This window comes from Nocardiopsis ansamitocini (genome assembly GCF_030268225.1).
Lineage (GTDB): Bacteria > Actinomycetota > Actinomycetes > Streptosporangiales > Streptosporangiaceae > Nocardiopsis_D > Nocardiopsis_D ansamitocini.
In genome coordinates, this window is the sequence record NZ_BSQG01000002.1 from 260,385 (window position 1) to 284,072 (window position 23,688).

Annotated in this window: 22 protein-coding genes; 14 read left to right on the forward strand and 8 right to left on the reverse strand. The window is 67.2% G+C overall.

Translation table 11 applies throughout. The features are described from left to right. The first annotated feature begins 150 nt into the window (after positions 1-150). The 5 genes from QSJ59_RS07755 to QSJ59_RS07775 all read left to right on the forward strand — a co-directional run bounded on the left by QSJ59_RS07755 (position 151) and on the right by QSJ59_RS07775 (position 5,461). A complete protein-coding gene (locus QSJ59_RS07755; protein WP_285758243.1) occupies positions 151-585 on the forward strand; it encodes a phage holin family protein in 435 nt (144 codons plus the stop codon). A gap of 19 nt (positions 586-604) precedes the next feature. Next, a complete protein-coding gene (locus tag QSJ59_RS07760; protein WP_285758244.1) occupies positions 605-1,516 on the forward strand; it encodes an alpha/beta fold hydrolase in 912 nt (303 codons plus the stop codon). Beyond that, positions 1,516-1,995, forward strand: coding sequence for a DUF309 domain-containing protein (locus QSJ59_RS07765; RefSeq protein WP_285758245.1), 480 nt, complete (start codon positions 1,516-1,518; stop codon positions 1,993-1,995). The genes QSJ59_RS07760 and QSJ59_RS07765 overlap by 1 nt, the downstream gene beginning before the upstream one ends. A 475-nt stretch (positions 1,996-2,470) precedes the next feature. Beyond that, on the forward strand, positions 2,471-4,780 hold the full coding sequence (locus tag QSJ59_RS07770; RefSeq protein WP_432707456.1) for a sodium-translocating pyrophosphatase: 2,310 nt from the start codon (positions 2,471-2,473) through the stop codon (positions 4,778-4,780). A gap of 201 nt (positions 4,781-4,981) precedes the next feature. Then, entirely contained in the window at positions 4,982-5,461 is a 480-nt protein-coding gene (locus tag QSJ59_RS07775) for a SixA phosphatase family protein (protein WP_285758249.1), read from the forward strand. Positions 5,462-5,476: 15 nt separating this feature from the next. Here the strand turns inward: QSJ59_RS07775 and serB are convergent, their stop codons facing one another. From serB to QSJ59_RS07795, 4 genes are all read right to left on the reverse strand, one after another. Beyond that, the gene (gene serB / locus QSJ59_RS07780) at positions 5,477-6,703 is read right to left on the reverse strand and encodes a phosphoserine phosphatase SerB (protein ID WP_285758251.1); all 1,227 of its coding nucleotides are present in this window, start codon (positions 6,701-6,703) and stop codon (positions 5,477-5,479) included. A gap of 68 nt (positions 6,704-6,771) precedes the next feature. Further along, the gene (locus tag QSJ59_RS07785) at positions 6,772-7,404 is read right to left on the reverse strand and encodes a DUF1707 SHOCT-like domain-containing protein (protein ID WP_285758253.1); all 633 of its coding nucleotides are present in this window, start codon (positions 7,402-7,404) and stop codon (positions 6,772-6,774) included. Between the two features lie 53 nt (positions 7,405-7,457). After that, positions 7,458-8,108 carry a DUF1707 SHOCT-like domain-containing protein gene (locus QSJ59_RS07790; RefSeq protein WP_285758254.1) on the reverse strand — a complete coding sequence of 217 codons (651 nt, stop codon included), beginning with the start codon at positions 8,106-8,108 and terminating at the stop codon, positions 7,458-7,460. 105 nt (positions 8,109-8,213) lie between these two features. Further along, on the reverse strand, positions 8,214-8,999 hold the full coding sequence (locus QSJ59_RS07795; protein ID WP_285758255.1) for an Rv1486c family protein: 786 nt from the start codon (positions 8,997-8,999) through the stop codon (positions 8,214-8,216). Positions 9,000-9,081: 82 nt separating this feature from the next. Here QSJ59_RS07795 and QSJ59_RS07800 point away from each other — a divergent pair, with 82 nt between their 5' ends. The 3 genes from QSJ59_RS07800 (at position 9,082) to QSJ59_RS07810 (ending at position 12,018) form a co-directional block, all read left to right on the forward strand. Further along, positions 9,082-9,867, forward strand: a complete 786-nt coding sequence (locus QSJ59_RS07800) for an ABC transporter ATP-binding protein (protein WP_285758256.1) — start codon at positions 9,082-9,084, stop codon at positions 9,865-9,867. A gap of 297 nt (positions 9,868-10,164) precedes the next feature. Next, a complete protein-coding gene (locus QSJ59_RS07805; RefSeq protein WP_285758257.1) occupies positions 10,165-11,127 on the forward strand; it encodes an SPFH domain-containing protein in 963 nt (320 codons plus the stop codon). Between the two features lie 138 nt (positions 11,128-11,265). Next, positions 11,266-12,018: a sulfite exporter TauE/SafE family protein gene (locus QSJ59_RS07810; protein WP_285758258.1), complete on the forward strand. Its 753-nt coding sequence runs from the start codon at positions 11,266-11,268 to the stop codon at positions 12,016-12,018. A gap of 23 nt (positions 12,019-12,041) precedes the next feature. On the opposite strand, the gene QSJ59_RS07815 is transcribed toward QSJ59_RS07810, so the two are convergent. Beyond that, positions 12,042-12,668 (reverse strand): HD domain-containing protein, encoded by a 627-nt coding sequence (locus QSJ59_RS07815; RefSeq protein ID WP_285758259.1) that lies wholly within the window; start codon positions 12,666-12,668, stop codon positions 12,042-12,044. 226 nt (positions 12,669-12,894) lie between these two features. Between QSJ59_RS07815 and QSJ59_RS07820 the strand changes: the two genes are divergently transcribed. Continuing rightward, positions 12,895-14,271 carry an FAD-dependent oxidoreductase gene (locus QSJ59_RS07820; protein WP_285758260.1) on the forward strand — a complete coding sequence of 459 codons (1,377 nt, stop codon included), beginning with the start codon at positions 12,895-12,897 and terminating at the stop codon, positions 14,269-14,271. Between the two features lie 41 nt (positions 14,272-14,312). Here QSJ59_RS07820 and QSJ59_RS07825 read toward each other — a convergent pair whose 3' ends face one another. Next, a complete protein-coding gene (locus QSJ59_RS07825; RefSeq protein WP_285758261.1) occupies positions 14,313-15,188 on the reverse strand; it encodes a prolyl oligopeptidase family serine peptidase in 876 nt (291 codons plus the stop codon). A gap of 314 nt (positions 15,189-15,502) precedes the next feature. Beyond that, positions 15,503-16,081 carry a TetR/AcrR family transcriptional regulator gene (locus tag QSJ59_RS07830; RefSeq protein ID WP_285758759.1) on the reverse strand — a complete coding sequence of 193 codons (579 nt, stop codon included), beginning with the start codon at positions 16,079-16,081 and terminating at the stop codon, positions 15,503-15,505. A 306-nt stretch (positions 16,082-16,387) separates the two neighbouring features. On the opposite strand from QSJ59_RS07830, the gene QSJ59_RS07835 reads away from it, so the two are divergent. The 3 genes from QSJ59_RS07835 to add all read left to right on the forward strand — a co-directional run bounded on the left by QSJ59_RS07835 (position 16,388) and on the right by add (position 19,584). Then, positions 16,388-17,773, forward strand: coding sequence for a GH1 family beta-glucosidase (locus QSJ59_RS07835; protein WP_285758262.1), 1,386 nt, complete (start codon positions 16,388-16,390; stop codon positions 17,771-17,773). A gap of 48 nt (positions 17,774-17,821) precedes the next feature. Continuing rightward, entirely contained in the window at positions 17,822-18,466 is a 645-nt protein-coding gene (locus QSJ59_RS07840) for a GNAT family N-acetyltransferase (protein ID WP_285758263.1), read from the forward strand. An 80-nt stretch (positions 18,467-18,546) separates the two neighbouring features. Next, positions 18,547-19,584 carry an adenosine deaminase gene (gene add / locus QSJ59_RS07845; protein WP_285758264.1) on the forward strand — a complete coding sequence of 346 codons (1,038 nt, stop codon included), beginning with the start codon at positions 18,547-18,549 and terminating at the stop codon, positions 19,582-19,584. 51 nt (positions 19,585-19,635) lie between these two features. On the opposite strand, the gene QSJ59_RS07850 is transcribed toward add, so the two are convergent. After that, positions 19,636-20,781 (reverse strand): CapA family protein, encoded by a 1,146-nt coding sequence (locus QSJ59_RS07850; RefSeq protein ID WP_285758265.1) that lies wholly within the window; start codon positions 20,779-20,781, stop codon positions 19,636-19,638. Positions 20,782-21,120: 339 nt separating this feature from the next. On the opposite strand from QSJ59_RS07850, the gene QSJ59_RS07855 reads away from it, so the two are divergent. Together QSJ59_RS07855 and QSJ59_RS07860 are read left to right on the forward strand one after the other, a co-directional pair. Next, the gene (locus QSJ59_RS07855) at positions 21,121-21,579 is read left to right on the forward strand and encodes a Fur family transcriptional regulator (protein WP_285758266.1); all 459 of its coding nucleotides are present in this window, start codon (positions 21,121-21,123) and stop codon (positions 21,577-21,579) included. A 93-nt stretch (positions 21,580-21,672) separates the two neighbouring features. Beyond that, positions 21,673-23,118, forward strand: coding sequence for a catalase (locus QSJ59_RS07860; RefSeq protein WP_285758267.1), 1,446 nt, complete (start codon positions 21,673-21,675; stop codon positions 23,116-23,118). The last annotated feature ends 570 nt before the right edge of the window (positions 23,119-23,688 follow it).

Genomic DNA, 23,688 nt, shown 5'->3' on the forward strand with positions numbered 1-23,688 from the left:
TGACAGGTCCCGCCCCAGGGCAGGGCGCGCAACCACTGCCCGGCCCGGGCGGCGACACGCCGGTCGGGGCCCGGTACCGCCTGAGTTCTCGCCGGGGTGATCTGTGCGAGGATGCCAAGGACGTTTGTCCGAATGAAGGGAGTCGCCCCGGTGTCCGAAACCAGATCGGGTGGCCAGGAGCCGGTCGACCTCGGCCCGGCCCAGAAGTCGGTGGGCGACCTCGCCTCTGAGGTGACCGGAAGCTTCAGCCAGGTGATGAGCCTGCAGATCGAGCTCGCTCGACTGGAGATCCAGGCAGACGCCCGCAGGGTGGCCAAGGGCACGGGGCTCCTCGTGGCAGCGGGGCTGATCGCCCACCTCATCGTCATCCTGGCGTCGGTCACCCTGGCGTTCGGTTTGGCCGCCCTGGGGCTCCCCGCATGGGGGGCGTTCCTCATCGTCACCTGCTTCTACCTGCTGGTCGCGGTCGTCCTCGGCCTCTTCGGGGTTCGTTCGTACAAGAAGATGGAGGGCATCCCGCGTTCCAGGGAGACCTTCGCCGCCACCAAGTCCGTCCTGCGCCGCGAATCCGACACCGCACGGTAAGCGCGTCCCGGGGACTGTCATGACCGACGAGTCGGCCGTCCTGATCGATGGCCCGTGGACACATCGCACGGTCAGTGCGGCCGGAACCAGATTCCACATCGCCGAGGCCGGCAGCGGGCCGCTGGTCCTTCTCCTGCACGGTTTCCCCCAGTTCTGGTGGGCGTGGAGCGCGCAGTTGACCGCCCTGTCGGCCGCGGGTTACCGGGCGGTCGCGGTGGACCTCCGCGGCTACGGTGCGAGCGACAAGACCCCGCGCGGCTACGATCTCGGCACTGCGGCAGCCGATGCCGCCGGACTGGTCCGCGCTCTGGGGGCTGCCGACGCCGTCGTCGTGGGCCACGGCATCGGCGGGATGGCCGCCTGGACGATGGCTGCCTACTACCCCAAGGCGGTCCGTCGTCTCGCCGTTCTCTCGATGCCGCATCCGACGCGGATGCGCGCCGGGATGTTCCGGCTGTGCCAAGGATGGGCGGGGCGCGATCTCCTGGGTTTCCAAGTACCGATGCTGCCCGAGCGCCGTCTGATCGCCGACGGCGCAGAACCGATAGCCCGGATGCTCCACCGCTGGGCGGGGCCCGGATGGCCGGACAAGGAAGCCGAACTGCGCTACCGCGAGGCATTTCGGATCCCCGGAGTGGCCCATTGCGCGCTGGAGTACTACCGCTGGCTGTTCCGTTCCCAGGTACGTCCTGACGGATTGCGCCATCTGAGGCGGATGCGCCGACCGATCACCGTGCCGACGCTGCAGGTCCACGGCGGCCTCGATCCTTTCGTGCTCCCAAGGACCGCGCGCGGCTCCGGACGCCATGTGGACGCCTCTTACCGGTGGCGGCTGATCGAGGGGACCGGGCATTTTCCCCACCAGGAGCAGCCGGAGCGGTTCAACGCCGTTCTCATCGGCTGGCTCGACGACACGGAGCCCGATACCTGATGAGCGACCACCGCGACCGCGGTCCCAACGGACGCGCGCAGAACCAGCGTCCCCGGGATCGCTACGGTCGTCCGCTGCCCCACGGCGAACCCGGTGTGCCCCGCATACCCGACGAGGCCGTGTTCTCTCCCGTGGAGGGCCTGGACGAGGCACAGCGCCTTCTCGACGAGGGGTACGCCTTCCATGCCCACGAGGTACTGGAAGCCGTGTGGAAGGCGGCTGATGGGGCCGAGAGGGAGTTGTGGCGCGGGCTGGCGCAGGTCGCGGTCGGGTTGACGCACGCCCAGCGCGGCAACACCACCGGCGCGGTCCGGTTGCTGCGCCGTGGGGCCGAGCGCGTGGCCGAGTATGGTCCCGGTGCACCGCACGGGGTGGACGCCATGGGGGTGGCCGAATACGGGAGGGCGGTCGCCCGGCGAATCGAGGCCGGGGACACCGAAGGAATCGATCCACCGCGAGTACGGCTCACGCGGAGCTGACGGCGAGGCGGATGCTGCCGACGGTGCGCGCGACCGAGGGGGTCGGGAGCACCGTCTTCCACTCAATGGGCTTTATGTTCGCTTTATCCTTGTTGTAGTGATTTATAACCCATAAGGATAAAAGTTAGTTAATAGGCTTTATGTAAATAATTGTCGCCATTTATCGGGTTGAAAAAGATCACCGGATGATCACATATTCCGTCCCGTCCCGGAAAACCGATCCCGGTGTCTCTCTTTTTCTGGTGCTGCTGCATAGAATCCCGGCACACCGTGACGCACGACACATTGATGCGGTGGACTGTTCAACGACAAGTGGTGCACCGGCAAGACCCCGCCAGATGTGCCTTCGGGCGAACCGTCCGGCTCCACCCGACGGCAGTGCGCGACCGCGCGGGGCCCTGCCCGTCTGGAGGAGGACGGATTGACCGGGCTCAACCTAGCCGCCGAGAGCGGTACGGGGCTCGTCCTGGAAGGCATGAACTTCACGCTGGTCATCGTGGTCCTGGCGGTGGCGCTCCTGGCGCTGGCCGTCGCAGGGGCACTGGTGCGTGAGGTTCTTGCCGCGGACCAGGGCACAGAGCGAATGCGCAACATCGCACTGGCGGTGCAGGAAGGCGCTGCCGCCTATCTCAAACGCCAGTTCCGCACCCTGATCATTTTCGCCGTCGCCATTCCCCTGTTGCTGCTGTTCCTACCGGCCGAATCCGACGCCGTGCGTTATGGGCGCTCGATCTTCTTTGCGGTGGGTGCCGGATTCTCCGCACTGACCGGCTTCGTCGGAATGTGGCTTGCGGTACGCGGAAACGTCCGGGTCGCCGCGGCCGCCCGGGCGGGGGCCGAGCACAAGGCCATGCGCATCGCCTTTCGTACCGGCGGCGTCGCCGGCATGTTCACGGTCGGTCTGGGACTGCTCGGAGCGGCGGTCGTCGTGCTCCTCTACCAGGGGGAGGCACCCCTGGTCCTGGAAGGCTTCGGCTTCGGTGCGGCCCTGCTGGCGATGTTCATGCGTGTGGGCGGCGGCATCTTCACCAAGGCAGCCGACGTCGGCGCCGACCTCGTCGGAAAGGTCGAGCAGGGCATCCCCGAGGACGATCCCCGCAATGCCGCCACCATCGCCGACAACGTGGGCGACAACGTCGGCGACTGCGCAGGGATGGCCGCTGACCTGTTCGAGTCCTACGCGGTCGTCCTGGTCGCCGCGTTGATCCTGGGCAGGGTCGCGTTCGGGGTGGAAGGGCTGGTCTTCCCCCTGCTGGTTCCGATGATCGGCGTGATCACCGCCATGATCGGCATCTTCGTGGTGGCGCCCCGGTCCCGTGACAAGAACGCCATGGCGGCGATCAACCGCGGCTTCTTCATCTCGGCGCTCATCTCCGCGATCCTGGTCACCGCGACCTCCTTCCTCTACCTTCCCGCGACCTTCGCCGATCTCAGCGGCGTCTCCGACACCATTGCCGCGCTGGACGGCGACCCCCGCGTCATCGCGATCGGTGCGGTACTGATCGGCCTCGTGCTGGCCGCTGCCATCCAACTGCTCACCGGTTACTTCACCGAGACCAATCGCCGTCCGGTGCGTGAGATCGGCGACAGCTCCGAGACCGGCGCGGCTACCGTCATCCTGTCCGGGATCTCGGTCGGTCTCGAGTCGGCCGTCTACTCGGCGCTGCTCATCGCAGGGGCGGTCTATGCGGCCTTCCTGTTGGGCGCCGGAAACATCACCATCAGCCTGTTCGCGGTTGCGCTGGCAGGTACCGGTCTGCTCACCACCGTCGGCGTAATCGTGGCCATGGACACCTTCGGTCCGGTCTCCGACAACGCCCAGGGCATCGCGGAGATGTCGGGTGACGTCGAGGGGCCCGGTGCCGAGGTACTGACCAGCCTCGACGCGGTCGGCAACACCACCAAGGCGATCACCAAGGGCATCGCGATCGCCACGGCCGTGCTGGCCGCCACCGCGCTGTTCGGGGCGTTTCGTACGGCGGTCGAGGGCCAACTCGGCCCCGAGGGCGGCTTCAGCCTCTCCATCGACCAGCCCAACGTCCTGGTGGGCGTCATCATCGGTGCGGCCGTGGTGTTCCTCTTCTCCGGTCTGGCGATCATGGCCGTGGGCCGGGCCGCGGGGCGCGTCGTCCAGGAGGTTCGGGAACAGTTCCGTACCCGTCCAGGGATCATGAACGGCACGGAACTGCCCGAGTACGGACGGGTGGTGGACATCTGTACCCGCGACTCGCTGCGCGAGCTCATCACCCCGGGCCTGCTCGCCGTGCTCACCCCGATCGCGGTCGGTTTCGCGCTGGGCTACGCCCCGCTGGGAGCCTTCCTCGGTGGCGCCATCGCCGCCGGCACGCTCATGGCGGTGTTCCTGTCCAACTCCGGAGGTGCCTGGGACAACGCCAAGAAACTGGTCGAGGACGGTCACCACGGCGGTAAGGGGTCGCTTGCCCACGAGGCCACCGTGATCGGCGACACCGTTGGAGACCCCTTCAAGGACACCGCCGGTCCGGCCATCAACCCGCTGCTCAAGGTGATGAACCTCGTCGCCCTGATCATCGCGCCCAGCGTGGTGCTCTACGCGGACAACATCGCTCTGCGGGTGGGTGTCACCGCGGTCGCCGTGATCGTCATCGTCGGTGCCATCGTATGGTCCAAGCGGCTGTCCGGCGGTACCGCCGCCCCGTCCCCGGTCGGCGCAGGCACGGGCGGAGCCGTCCAGGCCCCGCAGCCCGGTGCGGTTACGAGTCGGGCAGCGGAGCGCCCGAGCGAGAACGCGGCCACCAAGGAGTAGCGGCGTGTTGACGGGCAGGGGGAGCACGAAGCGACACTCTCCCTGCCCGTTGTCGTTCGTTGAGCTCCTGCCCGCCGACACTGTTCAACAGGACCATGGCAGACTTTCCCGCATGACCGGTTTCAAAGGACTCGCCGCCATCGTCGGCACCATGTTCGGGTTCATCGCCCTGCTGGCGATCGTGGCCACGGTGTTCTCGCCGTGAGCCGCCGCCTGATCATCATGCGCCATGCCCAGGCCGAGCAGAACGCGGTGACCACCGACTTCGATCGGGCCCTGACCGCCCAGGGCCGGGCCCAGGCCACTGCTGTGGGAGGTCGACTGGAATCCGCTGGACTCGCCCCTGACCACGTCCTCTGCTCTGCGGCCAACCGGACCAGACAGACCTGGGAGTTGGTGGCGCGCGGGTTGAGCACCGACCCGACCGTGGCCTACGAGACCGACCTCTACTCGGCGGCCCCCGACACCGCTTTTGAACTGGTCAACCAGGTGGACGCCGACGTGCGCACCCTGCTGCTGATCGGACACAACCCGACCATGGCGCAACTGGTGGCAGCCTTCAGCGGCGGTAGCGGCCACCCGCACTTCCCGCCGGCCTCGGTCGCGGTCGTCGACGTCGAGGCGGACTGGCTCTACACCGCACCGGGCACCGGCAGCGCCCGTATCCTCGAACGTCCCTGACCGGCTGGGTCCCCCTCAGCCGTCGAGGTCGGCGGCCTCCACGTCCTCACGAGAGATGCCGAGCAGGAAGACGATGCTGTCCAGGTAGGGAACACTCACGGAGGTGTCGGCCTTGGCGCGCACCACGGGTTTGGCGTTGAACGCCACACCCAGGCCCGCCAACTGGAGCATGTCCAGGTCGTTGGCGCCGTCGCCGATCGCTACCGTCTGGCTCAACGGGACCCCCGCCTCGGCGGCGAAGCGTTCCAGCGCGATCGCCTTGCCCTTGCGGTCGATGATCGGTCCGACCAGGCCGCCGGTGAGTTTGCCGTCGACGATCTCCAAGGTGTTGGCGGCCGAGTAGTCGATTCCCAGCCGCTCCACAAGGGAGTCGGTGAGCTGGGTGAACCCGCCGCTGACGAGGGCGCATTCGTAACCCAGCCGCTTCAGGGTCCGCACCAGGGTACGCGCACCCGGTGTCAGCACCAGTTGCCCGCGCACCTCTTCCAGAGCGCCGGCGTCCAGCCCTTTCAACAGGGCGACGCGGCGGCGCAGCGACTCCTCGAAGTCGAGTTCGCCGCGCATGGCCTCCTCGGTGACCCGGGCGACCTCTTCGGCGCAGCCCGCGTGCTCGGCCAGGAGTTCGATGACCTCGCCCTGGATCAGGGTGGAGTCCACATCCATGACCACCAGGTGCTTGGACCTGCGGTGGAGTCCGCTGGGCTGTACCGCTACGTCGATCGACTGGGTGACGGCCTCCAGCGCCAGGCCTGTGCGCAGCCGTTCGATGTCGGCGCCCGACAGGGTCAGCAGCAGGGCGGTCACGGGGTAGCCGGCCAAGCGTTCGATGCGGTCGATGTTGGCGCCGGCACGCGCGATGCAGGAGGTGATGGCGCTGAGTGCTCCCGGGCGCAACGGGTCGGCGAGGATCGTGACGTCGAGCTTGGTGTTACCACTGGCGGAGCCGACGCGCTCGCCGCCCGTGGCGAAGTCGACCTCCATACCGATGTCGACCACGGTCTTCTCCACAGCGGCGCGGACTTCGTCGAACATTCGACCGGCACGGACACCGGGCGCTGATCGGTCGTCGGCGGAGAGGAGGGCGCCGAGGACGAGTCGGCCGCCGATGACGACCTGTTCGAGGTCGACGAGGGTGACCGGAAAGACGGACAGGGTGCTGAGCAGCCGCGCGCTCACACCGGGACGGTCGCGTCCGGTCACTGTCACCAGGAGCGTTGCGGGGGCGGGATTCGCAAGAGTCATGACGTGCTCTAAGGTACTCGGCCTCACTCAGTGGGTGGGGACCAGGTCGCCCAATGTCCGCCTGTCGTTCACCCTGGCGCCGCTCCGTCCCGTCGGCAGCGCTTCTTGGGCCGTTTCGCCTTGACGTCGATGGCCCCCATCAGGCAGGTGCCGGTGAGCCGGATGACCGGCATGCTGGGATCGGTCCCCGTCTCGACCTTGCGCAGGGTGACCCCGCCGAGGACGGCGTGCACCTCGTTGACGACGCGTACCCCGCGCGGCACGACGATGTCCAGTGCCCCGAAGACGACCGCGCACTGGATGGTGACCTCGTGCCGGGTGAGTACCGCTTCGCGCAGGTCCAGTTCGATCCCGCCGAACATGACCGAGGCACTGGTGTGCGGCTCGACCAGCCAGCGTCCTTTGCGTTCGGCCGCTCCGAACAGCGCTGCGATGGTCTCGCTGCCCTTGCTCCGGGAGGCGAGCCGTCGGGCCTCCTCGGAGGAGACGGTCATGCCGACGGGGTGTTCCGGCGTGCTGTCGGCAAGAGGAAGGTCGGCGATGATCGGAGGCAGTTCGCCCACGGTTCGCGCCCGGTACACCAGGTCCAGGCGGTCGTCGAGCTCGACCTGGTCGATCCGCCCCTCGACCATCGCTTCGCGGAGCCGCGCGGCGATTCGGTCGCGGTCGGCGTCCGAGGCGCGGATGTGATCGGGCTCCACCGTCGGTGTCCTCCTCTGTGTCCCTCGTGCCCTGCCGTCACCGATATCGGTGATCAGCAAGACTTCTTCGACTTCTTCGCACCGGGAGCCTGCGTCCTGACGTCGATTCCGCCGAACACGAGCAGACCCGTCACCCGGACGACAGGGGAGCCGGCGTCACCGCCGGAGTCCTTGTCCTTGATGTCCATTCCACCGAAGATCGCCGACGCCTCGTTCACGACCCGCACCCCCGGGGGCACGATGATCTCCAGGCCGCCGAAGACGACCGCGCACTGGATGGTGACCTCGTGCTGGGCCAGGATCGCTTCGCGCAGGTCCAGTTCGATTCCGCCGAACATCGCGGACACGTTGGTGCGTGGTTCGACCAGCCAGCGTCCTTTGCGCTCAGCGGCCCCGAAGACCGCGGTGATGTTCTCGGAGCCGATGGAGGAGGCGGCCAGCTCGGAGTCCAGGACGGGGGAGGGGGAGGTGGTCGGGGAGGGCCGGACCGCGGACTGGGGGGCAAGATCGCTGGTCAGTGGCCCCAACTCGCCCAGCGTCTTGGCGGAGTAGAGCGTTTCCAGCCGTTCGGCGTGTTCGTCCTGGTTGATGCGGCCGTCGGCGAGGGCGTCGGTGAGGATGCGTGCCACGGTGTCGCGGTCGGAGTCCGAGGCGCGCATCATGCCGGGGTGGGGGGAGAGCGATTGCTCCGGAGTATTTGCCATGTGTTCGAGTATGGTCACGAAACGCTCGCCGCGGATCGGGGACACGACCCTGATGTCTCCCTGAGCCCGACGTGTTCAGGCCCCGGTGAAGGCCCCGGGCCCGGGTCAGGGCTCCGGTGCCTCCAGGGCCGCGCAGTAGGCGGCGACCCGGGCCCGGCGTACCGCCCGGTCCAGCAACCGCAGAGCGGAGCGGCGCGACTCCATCTGCGCGCCGCTCAGCCCGCGTGCCTGGTCGGCATCGGCCAGACGGATCACGACGGCGAGCCGGTCCGCGAGCGCGGCGAGCCGGTGCGCGCGCTGCGGGTGCCCGGGCGCGAGTCCTTCGGTGGGCGCGCGTTCTGCGTCCCGGAGGTCCGACAGCGCACGGGTCACCTCGGGGCCCCACGGGGTTACGTCGTCCACTTGTCCGAACAGGGCGATCGATTCCCGGATGGCGAGGTTGAGCCCGTGTTCGGACTCGGCCAGGTGCACGATCTCGGGGTCGGTGTCGGCCGCCGGGTAGGGCGTCCAGGAGACTCCGCGGTAGGAGGAGCCGCGCAGGTCGGGTTCGGGGACCAGGCCGATCTGGTGGTCGGCCAGGCGGATCAGTACGGCCTCGCGCGCCTCGATGGCGGCGGAGTTGAGCTCGGCGCTGCCCACGAGGCCGAGTGGGTCTCCCGGGACCGGCAGGCTCAGGCGGAAGGAGCTCAACCCCAGGCCGCGCAGTCGGGCCAGTGCCGTGCGCAGAGGAGCGCCCGGCTCGAAAGGCAGTCTGGCGTCGCCGCCGGTACCGATCACGTGCGGGCCGGTACGGCGTTCCACCGCGTCAATGGCGTCGTCCAGGCCCACCCGGCCGGCAAGCCAGGCGTTGCCCCAGGCGACCAGAGGGGCGGAGGACAGTTCTTGCAGCATCACACCTCACTGTAAAACCCGAGTCGGACCAAAACCCGCGTTCCAGATATGTTCGCAACTCCGGGTGCGACAAAGGAGAGCGATGAACGGGCACGTGCTGCGTATGGGCGGCGTCGGGGTACGCCGTGGTCAGGCCGAGCTGCTTGCGGACGTGGACTGGACGGTTGAAGAGGACGAGCGCTGGGTGGTCATCGGTGCCAACGGCGCGGGAAAGACCACCCTGCTGCGGGTGGCCGCGACGCAACTGCATCCGACCACGGGAACGGTGGACGTCCTGGGCGAGCGCCTGGGAAGGACCGACGTGTTCGAGTTGCGCCCGTTGATCGGGTTCGCCAGTTCCGCGGTCGCCGGCCAGGTCTTCGACGATCAGTCGGTCAGCGATCTGGTGGTCAGCGCCGCTTACGGCTATCTGGGGAGCGGAGACGAGGAGTACGGTGCTCCCGACCATTCCCGGGCCCGGGCGCTGCTGGCCCGTTGGGGCGCTGTGCGGTTGGTCGATCGCGAGTTCGGGACTCTCTCGGAGGGGGAGCGCAAACGGGTCCTGATCGCGCGCTCGATGATGGCCGATCCAGAACTCCTGCTGCTGGACGAGCCGGCCGCGGGACTCGACCTCGGAGGCCGGGAGGACCTGGTGCGCAGGCTGGGAGGGCTGGCCGCAGACATCGACGCGCCCGCACTCGTCCTGGTCACCCACCACGTCGAGGAGATCCCACCCGGTTTCACCCATGGACTGCTGCTCAGGGAAGGAAGGGTCGTGGATGCGGGGCCGCTGGAGTCGGTGATGACAGCTGACAACCTCGGTGCGACTTTCGGTCTGGACCTCAAGGTGGAGCGGCACGGCGAGCGGTGGTCGGCCCGCGCTGTCTGATCCGGCACGGGACCGCGAGGGCAGCCTCGGGAGGGATGCCTGGAGTGGATGGAATGCGCGGGATTGGATTCGGCAGAGGGTTATTTCACGATCTGGCCAGCCAGAATCTGGTTCATTGTCCGGTTCCGGTCGCGAGTGCGGCGTTTATCGCAAGCTCATGCTTAACCCCGCTAACGCCATTATCCGCGGGGTTTTATGATCACCCTGCGGACGCCGTGTGCAACGGATGTCCGGACCGCGTGACTTCCTGGTGGGGCCGTCCCGCCAGCCGACCTGAAGGAGCAGGGGCCGCCCCGAATGCTGACCGTCGTAATCATCGTCCTGATCTTCGTGGCGATCCTGGTCGTCATCGGAATCCGTAGTATCCGCATTGTTCCGCAGGCAGAACAGGACGTTGTCGAGCGCTTCGGCCGCTTCCACCGCACCCTCAAATCCGGATTCAACATCGTCATCCCGTTCGTGGACCACATCCGCGAACGCGTCGATATGCGCGACCAGGTGGTCAGCTTTCCGCCCCAGTCCGCGATCACCCAGGACAACCTTGCGGTGAACGTGGAAACGGTCGTCTACTTCCGGGTGACCAACGTCTACGACGCCACCTACAAGGTGGCGAGCTTCATCACCGCTGTGGAACAGCTCGCCTCCGCCACGCTGCGCAACGTCATCGGCGGTATGGACCTGGAGCAGACGCTGACCTCCCGTGACGAGATCAACCGGGAGCTGCGCACCGTGCTCGACGAGGCTACGGCCGAGTGGGGCATCAAGGTGAGCAGGGTCGAACTGAAGGCCATCGACCCCTCGGAGTCCATCCAGGAGGCGATGGAGAAGCAGATGCGCGCCGACCGCGACAAGCGCGCACAGGTGTTGCAGGCCCAGGGCGAGAAGGAGGCCGCGGTGCTGCGCGCCGAAGGCGAGCAGCTCTCGGCCGTGCTCAAGGCCAGGGGTTTCGCCGAAGCGGAGACGGTGCGAGCCAAGGCCGAGGCCGAGGCGATGACGCTGCGCGCTCGTGGTGAGGCGGACGCGATCGCGATGGTCTTCAAGGCGCTGCACTCGGGTGAGTTGAGCAAGGACCTGCTGGCCTACCAGTACTTGCAGAAGCTTCCCGAGATCGCCAAGGGCGACTCCAACAAGCTGTGGATCGTTCCCTCCGAGATGGGTGCGGGGTCCACCTTCTGGCCTTTCCACCAGCAGATGGAGGACATCGCCGACGCGGTCAAGGACGGTGCCCCCCGGCCGCGTCCGGGTGCCCCGACAGCCTGATCCCACGACGCCGACCCGGTCCCGCCACGCGCGGGGCCGGGTCTTTCGCGTCCCCGCTCAGACGTCTCCCGGTCAACTTTGTAGACTGTATGCAATTTTTGGGCGCACGTGCCCGACAGCGGACGAAAAGAGTGCGGGATGAGTGTGTGGGAGGTACTCGCCGTTCTGGCGGCGGGCGTCGGAGCAGGGGCCATCAACGCGGTGGTGGGCTCCGGGACGCTGTTCACCTTCCCTGTCCTCCTGGCCATCGGTATTCCGCCGGTGACCGCGAGCCTGTCCAACAGCATCGGCCTGGCTCCCGGTTCCTTGACCGGTGCATGGGGCTACCGCAAGGAAATGGCCGGGCAACGGACCCGGTTGCTGCGTTTCGGCGCGATGTCCCTCCTGGGCGCGATCACCGGCGGAATCCTGCTGCTCAACCTCCCCGAATCGGTCTTCACGATCGTCGTTCCCGGCCTCATCCTGCTTGCCTGTGTGCTGATCGTGTTCCAGCCCCGGATCAACGCCTGGATGCGTACACGCCGACCCGCCCGCCCCAACGGCGGCCCACTACTGCCGTTCGGGGTCTACGGCGCCGGCGTGTACGGCGGCTACTTCGCCGCGGCGCAGGGCATCATCCTGATCGGCCTGTTGGGAAGCTCCCTCGACGAGGACCTTCAACGCGTCAACGCCCTCAAGAACGCGCTGGCGTCCATCGTGAACACCACCGCAGCCGTTTTCTACATCGTCTTCGCCCAGCCGAACTGGCTGGTGGTGGCGCTCATTGCCGCTGGATCAGTGGTCGGTGGCTACCTGGGTGCGCGTTTTGGCCGCAAACTCAAACCGCTTGCGCTGCGCATCCTGGTCGTGGTCATCGGACTCACCGCTGCCGTGCAACTGCTGCTCACCTGAGCGCCACCACCCGCAGGGACGGTTCAGCTCCGTCCGAGGTAACCGCGCCGCTCGGCGTCGTCGATCAGCGCCACCGCGTAAGCTCCCAACGCCTCCGAGCCCTCGGAGATGATCTTCACCTTTTCCAGGACCTGGTCCTTGGAGACACCGAACTGCACCCAGGTGCCGCCGTCGGTGTGCCAGTTGGCGAGCATCGGGGCGAGCCGGTCGACGGCCTTGGCGAACCGGGCCTCTGCCGTCTCCCGGGCTTCGAACTCGTCCCAGAGCGCCCTGGCGTGCACCGCCTGGTCCGATGGCAGCAGCGCGAAGATGCGGTCCGCGGCCAGACATTCCCGTTCCATCTGCGACCCGGATGCCCCGGTGTCGTAGACGAAGGTGTCGCCGGCGTCGATCTCGACGATGTCGTGGAGCAGCAGCATCTCCACCACGTGTTCGATATTGGTGCCCGCGGGTGCGTACTCGGCGAACACCCGGGCACTTACCGCCAGGTGCCAGGAGTGCTCGGCGTCGTTCTCCCGGCGCGAGCCGTCGATCAGCAGGTTACGACGCAAGATCCGCTTGAGCTTGTCGACTTCCAAGACGAACCGCAGCTGGGCCGTGAGTCGTTCGTGATCAACTCCGCTGGTGAACACCGGTGCCGGCTCAGTCACGTAAGTCGCCCTCCTAGAAAACTGGTCACGCGTGGACCCCGCCGGCGGAAGGCGCCCGCTTTCGGCGCGACGGCCACGCACCCGGGCGTGGAACCGTCAAAGGCGGGGGACACGTGTGATTATTCATCACGTTGGTCGGCACCAGGAGGGATACCCCTCCCGTCGGGGGCAGGATTCCATGCAACGCCGGTATTGCGACCGGTAGGCGTCCATTGGGAGAGGCTGCATGGAGCGACGGGTTAACGACAGACCGCGGTTGGTCGTCATCGGAGGCGACGCCAGCGGCATGAGCGCTGCGTCCCAGGCGCGACGCGCGCTGGGACCGGAAGAGCTGGAGATCCTCGCGCTTGAACGTGGGACCTACACCTCCTACTCGGCGTGTGGAATTCCCTACCTGGTGGGGAAAACCGTATCCAGTCCGGAGGAGTTGGTCGCCCGCACCCCCGAGGAATTCCGCCGTGACTTCGCGATCGGGGTGCGAACCGAGACCGAGGCCACATCGATCGACGTGGCAGAGCGGCTGGTCCGCACGGTCGACGCGAGCGGGACGGTCGCCGAAGAGCCCTACGACCACCTGCTGATCGCCACCGGCGCCGCGCCGCGCCGTCCGCACCTGCCGGGGGCCGACGCCGAAGGCGTCTTCGGGTTGCGCACGCTGCCCGACGGCATCGCGCTCAACGCCTATCTGGACGGTCGGGCCCCCAGTCGCGCCGTCGTGGTCGGCGGAGGCTACGTCGGTCTGGAGATGGCCGAAGCGTTCCTGGAACGCGGCATCGAGGTCACCGTGGTGGACGGTGGGGCGGAGCCGATGGGCACCCTGGACGCGGACATGGGTGCGTTGGTGCGCGAGGCCATGCAGGCCATGGGGGCCTCCTTCCAGCCCCACACGCGGGTCACCGGGTTCGAGACCGAGGACGGTGTGGTCCGCAGAGTCCTGGCACAAGACGCCGCGTACGAGGCCGACGTCGTCGTCATGGCCCTTGGGGTGCGGCCCAACAGCGATCTCGCCCGTGCGGCAGGACTGGAGATCGGTCCCACGGGGGGCATCGTCGTGGACCGAAGGATGCGTACCTCGGCGCAAGGGGTGTGGGCGGCGGGAGACTGTGTGGAGACCTTCCACCGGGTCTCCCGGGCTCCCGTGTCCGTTCCTCTGGGCACGCACGCCAACAAGCAGGGGCGGGTGGCCGGCACCGGAATCGCCGGCGGTTACGCCGCCTTCGAAGGGGTGCTGGGAACCGCCATCACCAAGCTGTGCGGGCTTGAGGTGGCGCGTACCGGCCTCAACGAGACGGAGGCGGCCACGGCGGGGTTCGTCGTCGAGACGGTCGTCAAGGAGTCGACGCTGCGCGCCGGCTACTACCCGGGAGCCGAAGCGGTCACGGTCAAACTGCTCGCCGAACGCGGCAGCGGTCGGCTGCTGGGGGCCCAGATCGTCGGCGGAGCAGGTGCCGGGAAACGGATCGACGTGTTGGCCGTCGCACTGTGGAACGAGATGACGGTGCACGCGCTGGCGGGAATGGATCTCTCCTACGCTCCGCCGTTCTCGCCGGTGTGGGACCCCGTGCAGATCGCCGCCCGGAAGCTCGCCGAGCGGATGGGCTGAGCCCGACCGGGCGGCGGTGGGACGTCCCGCCGCCCGAATACTCATCCCAGCCGAAAGGCGGGCTGGGCATCGGCCGTGAGGTGGAGTTGGAACCATTCGGTCAGGGCTCGGTCGGCCAGGACGTTTCCAGGCGCGGGTGGTCCCGGTTCCAGCCCCGGCTCGGGGCCCATGGTGTGAGCCAGGTCGGGGACCACGATGTGGCGCAGCGTCCGTGCCCGGTAGTGCGGGGCGAGCGCGTCATGCAGCAGTTGGCCGTGGCCGGGGCGGATCACTTCGTCGTGTTGGCCGGTGATGATGAGCAGAGGAGCCTGCGGCCTGCGTGTGGCGAGCTCGTCGGCCCGACCCGCGAAGTCCAGCCATGCGGCGATCTCGCGGGACTTCTCGCTCCAGTGGTAGGTGACGCCCAGCCGTCGTTCCCGGGCGGCGAGCACCTGGGTGGGATCGATGATCGGGTTGACCACACCCATGGCGCCGATGGGCAGGCCGCTCTCTGCCAGCGCGAGAAAGGCAGCGGCCCCGCCGGCACCCACCCCCATGAGGCCCAGCGGCTCGTCGAGTACGGGAAAGGTCTGGTGCAGCTCTGTGACGACCCGACTGAGTTCGGCCGCTGCCTGTTCCACGACCGGCCCGTACAGCTGGATCAGGTAGTCGGTCTGTCCGAGTCTGTTCACCTCGGGGACGCCCCCGTCGGGGAGCCGCTGCCCGAAGAGGGGCAGCCCCAGGTAGAACTTCCATGCTTGGAGACCGGACATCGGCAGTGTGCCGGCGAGTGCCATCTCACTGCGCGGTGGTTCAAAGGCGTGCAGCGCGACGACCATCGGCGCAGGCTGGCTGGTGTCGGGCGGCGGCACCGCGATGTACGGGACTCCCGCGGCGGTCCCGGTCAATGGCGCGGCGAGTGCGCTTTCGGCTACCACTGAGGGTTCCTCCCCTGTTCAGACGCGTTGCCGAGCCCCGGGCACGGATATCGGCCACGCGTAGTGAACCTCGTTGTGCGTAGCGGGCGAGAGATTGTGTGGTTTTTCGGCGGGGCGCCGCCGCGACGGCGACGTTTGACTGCGCGGAGTGCGACGCCATTCCCCCATGGCGGTTCGCTCACCGGTCGCCCCGGATCGGTCGCGCACCGCGATTCATCAGCGGTGGGTCCGACGATGCCGGTTGACGGGGCCCCGAACGCAAAACACTGTATCGCCCTTCGGTGTTGTGTCCTAGTTCGCACCCTTAGTTGGTTTTATGAGCTTTTAGGGCCAAATAGCTGTCCGAGGTAGCCGCGCACGAGGATTTTGCTCTCCGAGATGTAGTGCGGATCACCGTCCGGATCCTTGTGGAACGCCAACTTCAGTACGGCGTCGGCCGCCTCCACCGCCACGATGACAGCACGGTCCAGGGTTTCGCTCTCGGACACTCCGGCGATCGAGATCAACAGGTCGCGCAAACGCACCGCGATCACCCGGTTGTTCTCACTGTCGGCGTCGAGCAACCGGACGTCCACGACGTCGCCGAAATGCAGACTGCGAAAGCCGGGTTCGTTGCGGTGCATGTCGATGTACTCGTCGATCATCGCGTCGACTGCTTCTGTCCAATGCGCGAAGGTCTCCTCGGAAAGCCGGCGGGTCACTCGCAGGCTGAAGAGGTCAAGGTAGCGAAGCCCCAATGCCTGGGTGATGGCTTTCTTGTCCGGAAAGAATTGGTACACCGAACCGATGGCCACACCGGCGCGTTCGGCGATACGGGTCGTGGAAAGCTCCGAGTACCCGCCTTCGTCGAGCAGTTGGGCGCACGCGTCCAACATCCGTTGCACCCGCGCCATGCTCCGCTGCTGGGCGGGAAGTCGCCGCAGCGGCCCCTGGGCGACGGTCTGCTCGGACAAAAGGCCCTGGTTCTTGCGCGCCGACTCCGCGCCGCCGACGGAGTGCCGGTCCGACTCGGACCCGTCGCGCTGTTCTGGGGCGGTGGACTCGGAGGTTCGGGAAGAAGTCGTCACGTCTCTATGATGCCTTTCCGAATTCAAATGGTTCCCGTACTATTCCGGTTTTGAGCCCGAGCCGGTCGGCGCTCTTGGTTTTGGCCACTTCCGGTCCGGGCGCTGGCCGATCGAGCCTTGAGGAGAACCGCGGTGTCCCTCTCAGTCGAATACCCGGATCAGGGCAGCCCGAGTTTCCCCCCGGGGTTCCAATGGGGTGTTGCCACCGCGTCTTTCCAGGTGGAGGGAGCTACGCAGGAGCGCGGCGCATCCATATGGGATTCCTTCTGTCGACTTCCCGGCCGTATCCTCGACGGAAGCTCGGGCCAGGTCGCATGCGATCACTATCATCGTTTCCCCGAAGATGTAGCGATGATGGTAGAACTGGGACTTTCCGCCTATCGCTTCTCAATCGCATGGCCACGAGTTCTTCCGCTCGGTTACGGTCGGGTAAACACGGTAGGGCTCGATTTTTATGATCGTCTGATTGATGCCTTGTGTGCGGCCGGAATTCAGCCCGTGCCCACCCTCTACCACTGGGACCTGCCCCAGGCCCTCTCGGACGCCGGGGGGTGGTTGTCCAGGGACACCGCCGAGCGGTTCGGCGATTACGCCCGCCTGGTGGTCGATCGGTTCGGCGATCGTGTACCGCGCTGGATCACCCTGAACGAGCCCTTCGTCCACATGGCGTTCGGCTATGCGTTCGGAGTCCACGCACCGGGGCAGGCGCTGATGCTGGACGCACTTCCTGTCGCGCATCACCAACTGCTCGCGCACGCGCGTGCCTCCGAGGTGCTGCGTGCCGCAGGGCACGAGGTCCTGCTCACCAACAACTGCACTCCCGTTTCGCCGGTGGACGACGCACCTGACACCGTTGCCGCTGCCGCCGCCTACGACACGCTGCACAATCGGCTCTTCCTCGATCCGCTGCTCTTGGGGGAGTACCCCGACCTCAGCGCATACGCCGATCCGGAGACGGGGCGAACCCCGCTGGACCGGGTCATCCGTGACGGCGACCTCGCGGCACTGCGCGGCTCGGTGGACGCACTCGGCGTCAACTACTACAACCCGACGTTGGCCGCTGCCCCCGCTCCCGGTGACGCCCTGCCCTTCGCGCTGCCCGACTACACCGAGCTCTTCCCCGAAACGCCCTTGACCGGGTTCGGCTGGCCGGTCGTCCCCGATGGCCTGCACGCGCTGCTCACGAGCCTGCGTGATCGGTACGGGCCCGCCCTGCCGCCGGTGCACATCACCGAGAACGGCTGCTCCTACCCGGGTGAGCCCGACGCCAATGGGGTGGTGGCCGATCCCGATCGGGTCGCCTACCTCGACGGGCACCTGCGCGCCCTTGCCGAGGCGATCGCCGACGGGGTCGACGTGCGCGGCTACTACGCCTGGTCCCTGTTGGACAATTTCGAGTGGGCCCAGGGGTACACGCAGCGGTTCGGCCTGGTGCACGTCGACTTCGCGACGCAGGCCCGCACACCCAAGGAGTCGTTCTTCTGGTACCGCGACGCGATCGCCCGTGCTCGTGGGTGAGGCAAAAACCGGTGGCCCTGCCGAGTCCGTTTGGGCATCATCACGGTTATGACCGCACGGCACTGGCCTCTGTTCGCGCTCACCCTCCGCACCGAACGCCTCGAACTGCGTCTGCCGACCCTTGCCGAGCTGGACGAATTGGCCCAGGTCGCTGCCGAGGGCGTTCACGATCCCGAGCAGATGCCTTTCCAGGTCCCCTGGACCGACGCTTTGCCCCAGCAGCGGGCCCGAAGCGTCATGCAGTACCACTGGCTGAAACTCGCGGAGTGGACCCCTGCGGCGTGGTCGCTCCAGCTGGCTGTTTTCGAGGCCGGCCGGGTGGTCGGTGTCCAGGAGGTCGGTGCCAGGGACTTCGCGGTGACCCGCGAGGTCAAAACGGGATCCTGGTTGGGCAGGGCGCACCAGGGGCGCGGGATCGGTACCGAGATGCGTGCGGCGGTCCTGGAGTTGGCGTTCGCCGGGCTCGGCGCGCAGGTGGCGCGCACATCGGTCTTCTCCGACAACGAGCGTTCGATGGCCGTGTCGCGCAGGCTCGGTTACCGCGGTGATGGCGGCTTCCGTATCGGCGTTCAAGGACGCATGGTCAACGGGCATCGCCTGGTACTGGAGCGTTCGGACTGGGAGCACCACCGAAGGGGGCGGACCTGCATCGACGCCCTCGACGCGTGCAAGGAGAGGTTCGGTCTTCGCTAGCATCGTATTTCTGACAATCTGTCGTCAATAAGATGACGGTCGGCTTGGAAAGCGACAGCGGGATTCAGTACCGTCGCCAGATGAAAAGCGCAGAAACCGTCGCCCCCGCAGTCGAGGCGCTCATCCAGGACCTTCCCAAGGTCGAACTTCACGTTCACTTGGAAGGTTCGATGCAGCCGGCCACCTTTCTGGAACTGGTCCGCAAGTACGACGTCCCCGGGCTGCCCCGATCGTTGAAGGAGGTCGGGGACTACTACGAATTCCGTGACTTCCCGCACTTCATCGACGTCTACATCGCCTCGGTGCAGGTGCTGCGGGAGGAAGCCGACTTCGCGCTGCTGACCCGTGACGTCGCCGCGCGCCTGGCCGCCCAGAACGTCCGCTACGCCGAGTTGCACGTCAGCCTGTACAACCACCTGGTCCGCGGAGTCCCCGCCTCCGTGGTCTTCGCCGGGATCGAGCACGGCCGCCGCGATGCCGAGCGCGAGCACGGCATCCGGTTGCGCTGGATCCCCGACTTCCCCGGCGACTTCGGCGTAGAGGCGGGGGAGCAGACCCTGGACGCGGTTCTCGCAGACGGCCCGCCCAGCGTTGTGGGCTTCGGCGTCGGGGGGATCGAGGTGGGTCGGACCCCGTTCAAGGGGATCTATGCACGCGCCCGCGCAGCAGGACTGCACAGCATTCCGCACGCCGGCGAGAACGGCGGGCCCGAGCGGGTGTGGGAGGCGCTCACGACCCTGGGCGCCGAGCGCATCGGGCACGGTATCGACAGCATGCAGGACCCCCGGCTGGTGGAGCACCTGAGCCGGCACCAGATCCCGGTGGACGTCTCACCGACCTCCAACCTGCGGACCCGGGCCATCGCCTCGATCGAGGAGCACCCGTTGCCGCGCATGCTCGACGCGGGCCTGCTGGTCACCCTCAACAGCGACGACCCGCCCATGTTCGGTACCGACCTGGTCAACGAGTACCGCACCGCGCACATCCTCGGCCTGGACGGCGCGGACCTGGCCCGACTGGCGCGCAACGGCGTCGCGGCCGCGTTCTTGGAACCGGCGGACAAGAGGGCGCTCTCCGCCGAGATCGACGCCGTACTGGCCGACTCCCAGCCGGCCTGATCGGGCGGTGTCGTCGCGCGGAAACTCCGCGCGACGACACCGGACAACGACTCAGGGGGCCGGAGCGGTCTCGCTCTGGGCTGCCACGCCGGCATCTCCGCACTGGTCCCGGTATCCCTCGAAGGACGCCAGCCCGCGCTCGGCGGCCGGTCCGTCGCTCAGGATCGGGACGCCGCCCTCGATCTGGCCGGGAAGCCACTCGTCCTCGATGATCCGGTCGCCCTCCAAGGTCAGTCGGAGTACACCGGTCTCGGCGGTGGGGCCGTCGAAGTTGTAGAAGACGAAGTTGCCCAGCCCGTAGTGCACGTAGGAGTCGCCCATATATCCGCCGGGGCTCACCACGTGGGCATGCCCACCGACAACAGCGGTCGCGCCCGCACCGATGAGTTGCCGTGCGAGGTCGGGGGCGTGCGGCAACGGGCAGTGATCGCCCTCGCGTCCCCAGTGCAGGAAGACGATGACGGCGTCGGCCTCGGCCTTGGCGTCCTGGACCGCCTGGATCGCGCGCGGCAGCATCTCGCCCTTGGTGCTGGCCAGGCCGGGCTTGCCCGCACCGGCCGTCCACTCCGTCATCAGGTGGTCGTCGAGGACATCGGTGGCGCCGATGACCGCCAGCGTGTTGCCGTTGACCTCGAAGATCTCGGGAGAGTACGCCCCGTCGGCGTCGAGGCCCGCTCCTACCAGGGGGAATCCCGCAGCCTCGGCGTTGTTCAGGGTGTCGGCGAGACCATCCGGACCGAAGTCCATGCCGTGGTTGTTGGCCAGGGTGGCCACGTTCACCCCGGCCTCCTGCAGCGCGGTGAAAACGGTGTCCGGCGCGCGGAAGGCGAATTCCTTCCCTGGGGCCTGGGTGCCGCCGTCGGTGACCGCCGTCTCCAGGTTGACCATGCTCACGTCGGCTTCCTTGAAGACCTCCGCGACCGGCCCCAGCGCACCGGCGGGGTCGGCGTCGAGTCGCTGACGCAGCATGCCCTCGAACATGACGTCACCGCCGATGGCAACGGTGTAGGGCTGCCGTGCGGCCTCCGATGGGCTCGGGGGCGCGGAGGCTGCTGGTGTCGATGCGGCCGCCGTCTCGATGGGGACCGGTTCGCCGCCGTCTCCACATGCGGTGGCGAGGGCGGTCGTTGCGACGAGCAGTGCTCCGAGGCGCAACGGGCGGCCGTAGGGGGCGAAAGGGCGGGGGGCAGGGGACACAAGGACTCCTGGAAGGAATGGGTCGACCAGCTAGGAGATTGGACGTCCGGGGTGAGGCGTTAGTTGCCGTCCGGCCCCCCATGAGTCCCATTCGTTACTGGTGACAAGGGGTGCCGCGGCGCTGGGAGGAGGGGGTGGTCGTGCGCGATCCTAGCCGCGGACGGGCTTGTCGCGGGAGTAGATGGCACAGGTCGGTCATCGTGCAGGAAAATCAGGTGTCCTCTGCTCGGCGGCATGCAGGGTGCGGCGGCAGGTGTCAGGGTGGGGGTGTCCGACACCCCTTAACTGTAGAAGTTCGTTTTCTTGATCAATTCCAGTTAGTGGCATAGGGTTACGTGCATGGACGACGCCGCCACCCTTCGCGGAGCCGGGCTGCGGGTGACCGCGGCGCGGCTCGCGATCCTGGACGCGGTCCGCACGGGCAACCACCTGGACGCCGAGCACATCGCGCACGCAGTCCGGGGCAGGGTCGGGCATGTGTCCACCCAAGCGGTGTACGACGGCCTGCACGCCCTTACGGACACGGGGTTGGTCCGCCGGATCGAACCAGCTGGTTCTCCCGCGCGGTACGAGACCAGGGTCGGCGACAACCACCACCATCTCGTCTGCCGCCTCTGCAAGGGGGTAACCGACATCGACTGCGTGGCTGGAGCGGCGCCCTGCCTGGAGCCCTCCCAGTCGCACGGTTATCTGATCGACGAGGCCGAGGTGGTGTTCTGGGGCGTTTGCCCCGACTGCCGTTCAGGCACGGGAGAGGCCCCGAATGCATCCGAGCCGTCCGCCGTCCCGCGCGGCTGACGGTTCCTTCGGGTCCTGCCCACAGACGACCGCCGGATTTTCCCGGCGGGCACAGGTTCATACGAGGCCAGCTTCACCAGAAAGGCGCGAGCAATGGTTGCTTACAGCACCGACGACGCCGGTATCCCGGCACCCCACGACGGGCTCTCGCAGTCCGTCGGCCCCAACGGCCCCCTCCTGCTCCAGGACCACTACCTGATCCAGAAGCTGGCGCACTTCGACCGCGAGCGGGTCCCGGAGCGCGTGGTGCACGCCAAGGGCGGCGGTGCTTACGGCGAGCTCGAGATCACCGAGGACGTCAGCCAGTACACCCGCGCGGGCCTCTTCCAGAAGGGGAAGAAGACCCCGCTGCTGCTGCGCTTCTCCAGTGTCGCCGGCGAGCTCGGCAGCCCCGACTCCGCCCGTGACCCCCGCGGGTTCGCGCTGAAGTTCTACACCGAGGAGGGCAACTACGACCTCGTCGGCAACAACACGCCGATCTTCTTCGTGCGTGACCCCTCCAAGTTCCCCGACTTCATCCACTCCCAGAAGCGTCGTGCCGACAACCAGCTGCGCGACAACAACAACCAGTGGGACTTCTGGACGCTCAACCCGGAGTCGGCCCACCAGGTCACGTTCCTGATGACCGACCGCGGTACCCCGAAGAACTGGCGCCACGTACACGGCTTCGGCAGCCACACCTTCCTCTGGTACAACGCCGCCGGTGAGAAGTTCTGGGTCAAGTACCACTTCAAGACCGACCAGGGGATCGAGAACCTGACCGCGGGTGAGGCCAAGGCCCTGGAGGCCGAGGACCCCGACGCGTTCCGCCGCGACCTGTGGAACGCCATCGAGAAGGGCGACCACCCCTCCTGGACCGTCAACATCCAGGTCATGCCGTTCGAAGACGCCGCTGACTACCGGTTCAACCCGTTCGACCTGACCAAGATCTGGCCGCACGCGGACTACCCCGAGATCACCATCGGCAAGTTCACCCTGAACCGGAACCCGCAGAACTACTTCGCTGAGCTGGAGCAGTCCGCCTTCCAGCCCTCGAACCTGGTGCCCGGCATCGGTGCCAGCCCGGACAAGATGCTTCAGGGCCGGCTGTTCTCCTACCCGGACACCCAGCGCTACCGCATCGGGCCGAACTACCTGCACCTGCCGGTGAACCGGCCTCTGTCGCCGGTCAACACCTACAACCGCGACGGTGCCATGACCTATCACGCCACACCGGACCCGGTCTACGCTCCCAACACGGTCGGCGGCCCGGTGGCCGACGAGTCGCTGTTCCAGGGCGCTGACTACCACGTGGCAGGCGAGATCGTGCGCTCCGCGTACGAACTGCACAAGGAAGACGACGACTTCAGCCAGCCCCGCGCACTGTGGGAGAACGTTCTCTCCGAGACCGACCGCGCCAACCTGGTGAGCAATGTCGTGGGCCACGCCTCGGCCCCCGAGGTGACCGCCGACATGAAGAAGCGCGTCGTGGAGTACTGGACGAACATCCACCCGGACCTGGGCGGTGGCGTCGCCAAGGGACTGGGCGTCCAGGGCTAGACACGCCTGCGCCGTTCGGAGCTTCTGACGGCCCCGGGCACGGACCCGGTCGGGGATCAGCTGATCCCCGACCGGGTCTTCGTGTTTTCCGCCCCCGACGGCGGGTTCCAGGGACTTCACCGGCCCGCGCCCCGGTCGGCCCCGACGCTTTTCAGGGTTAATTTACCGATTGAGGCTTTTGGTAAATATGGAGGGGTTTCATGTTTTATTAACCGGTGGATTCGGTGTCCACTGCTAATTTGCGAAGAAAATTAGTAATCAGTGGTCCGGGTTTCGGTCCTCAATTCAGAGGGTTCTTTGAGCAATGCGGGCCATGGCCTCTTTGGTGCCCCTGTTGCCATGTAGGGTCGTTCTGACTAGGGGAAAGATGGAAGCTCCAGCCGTTAAGCGGCAACCGTCCAGCTTTCGAGGGGATTTGAACAAAAATTCCCGACGTCCCACAGAAAGCTGCTAGCGTTGCGGACCGTCAGCAAATGAGAGCGCAACGTTGCGTTATCTCCGGCGACTCGTACCGGTAATCGGTCGGTTGGCTGCTGTCATAAGAAAAAGGCTAAATCCCCCAGGCTTCCA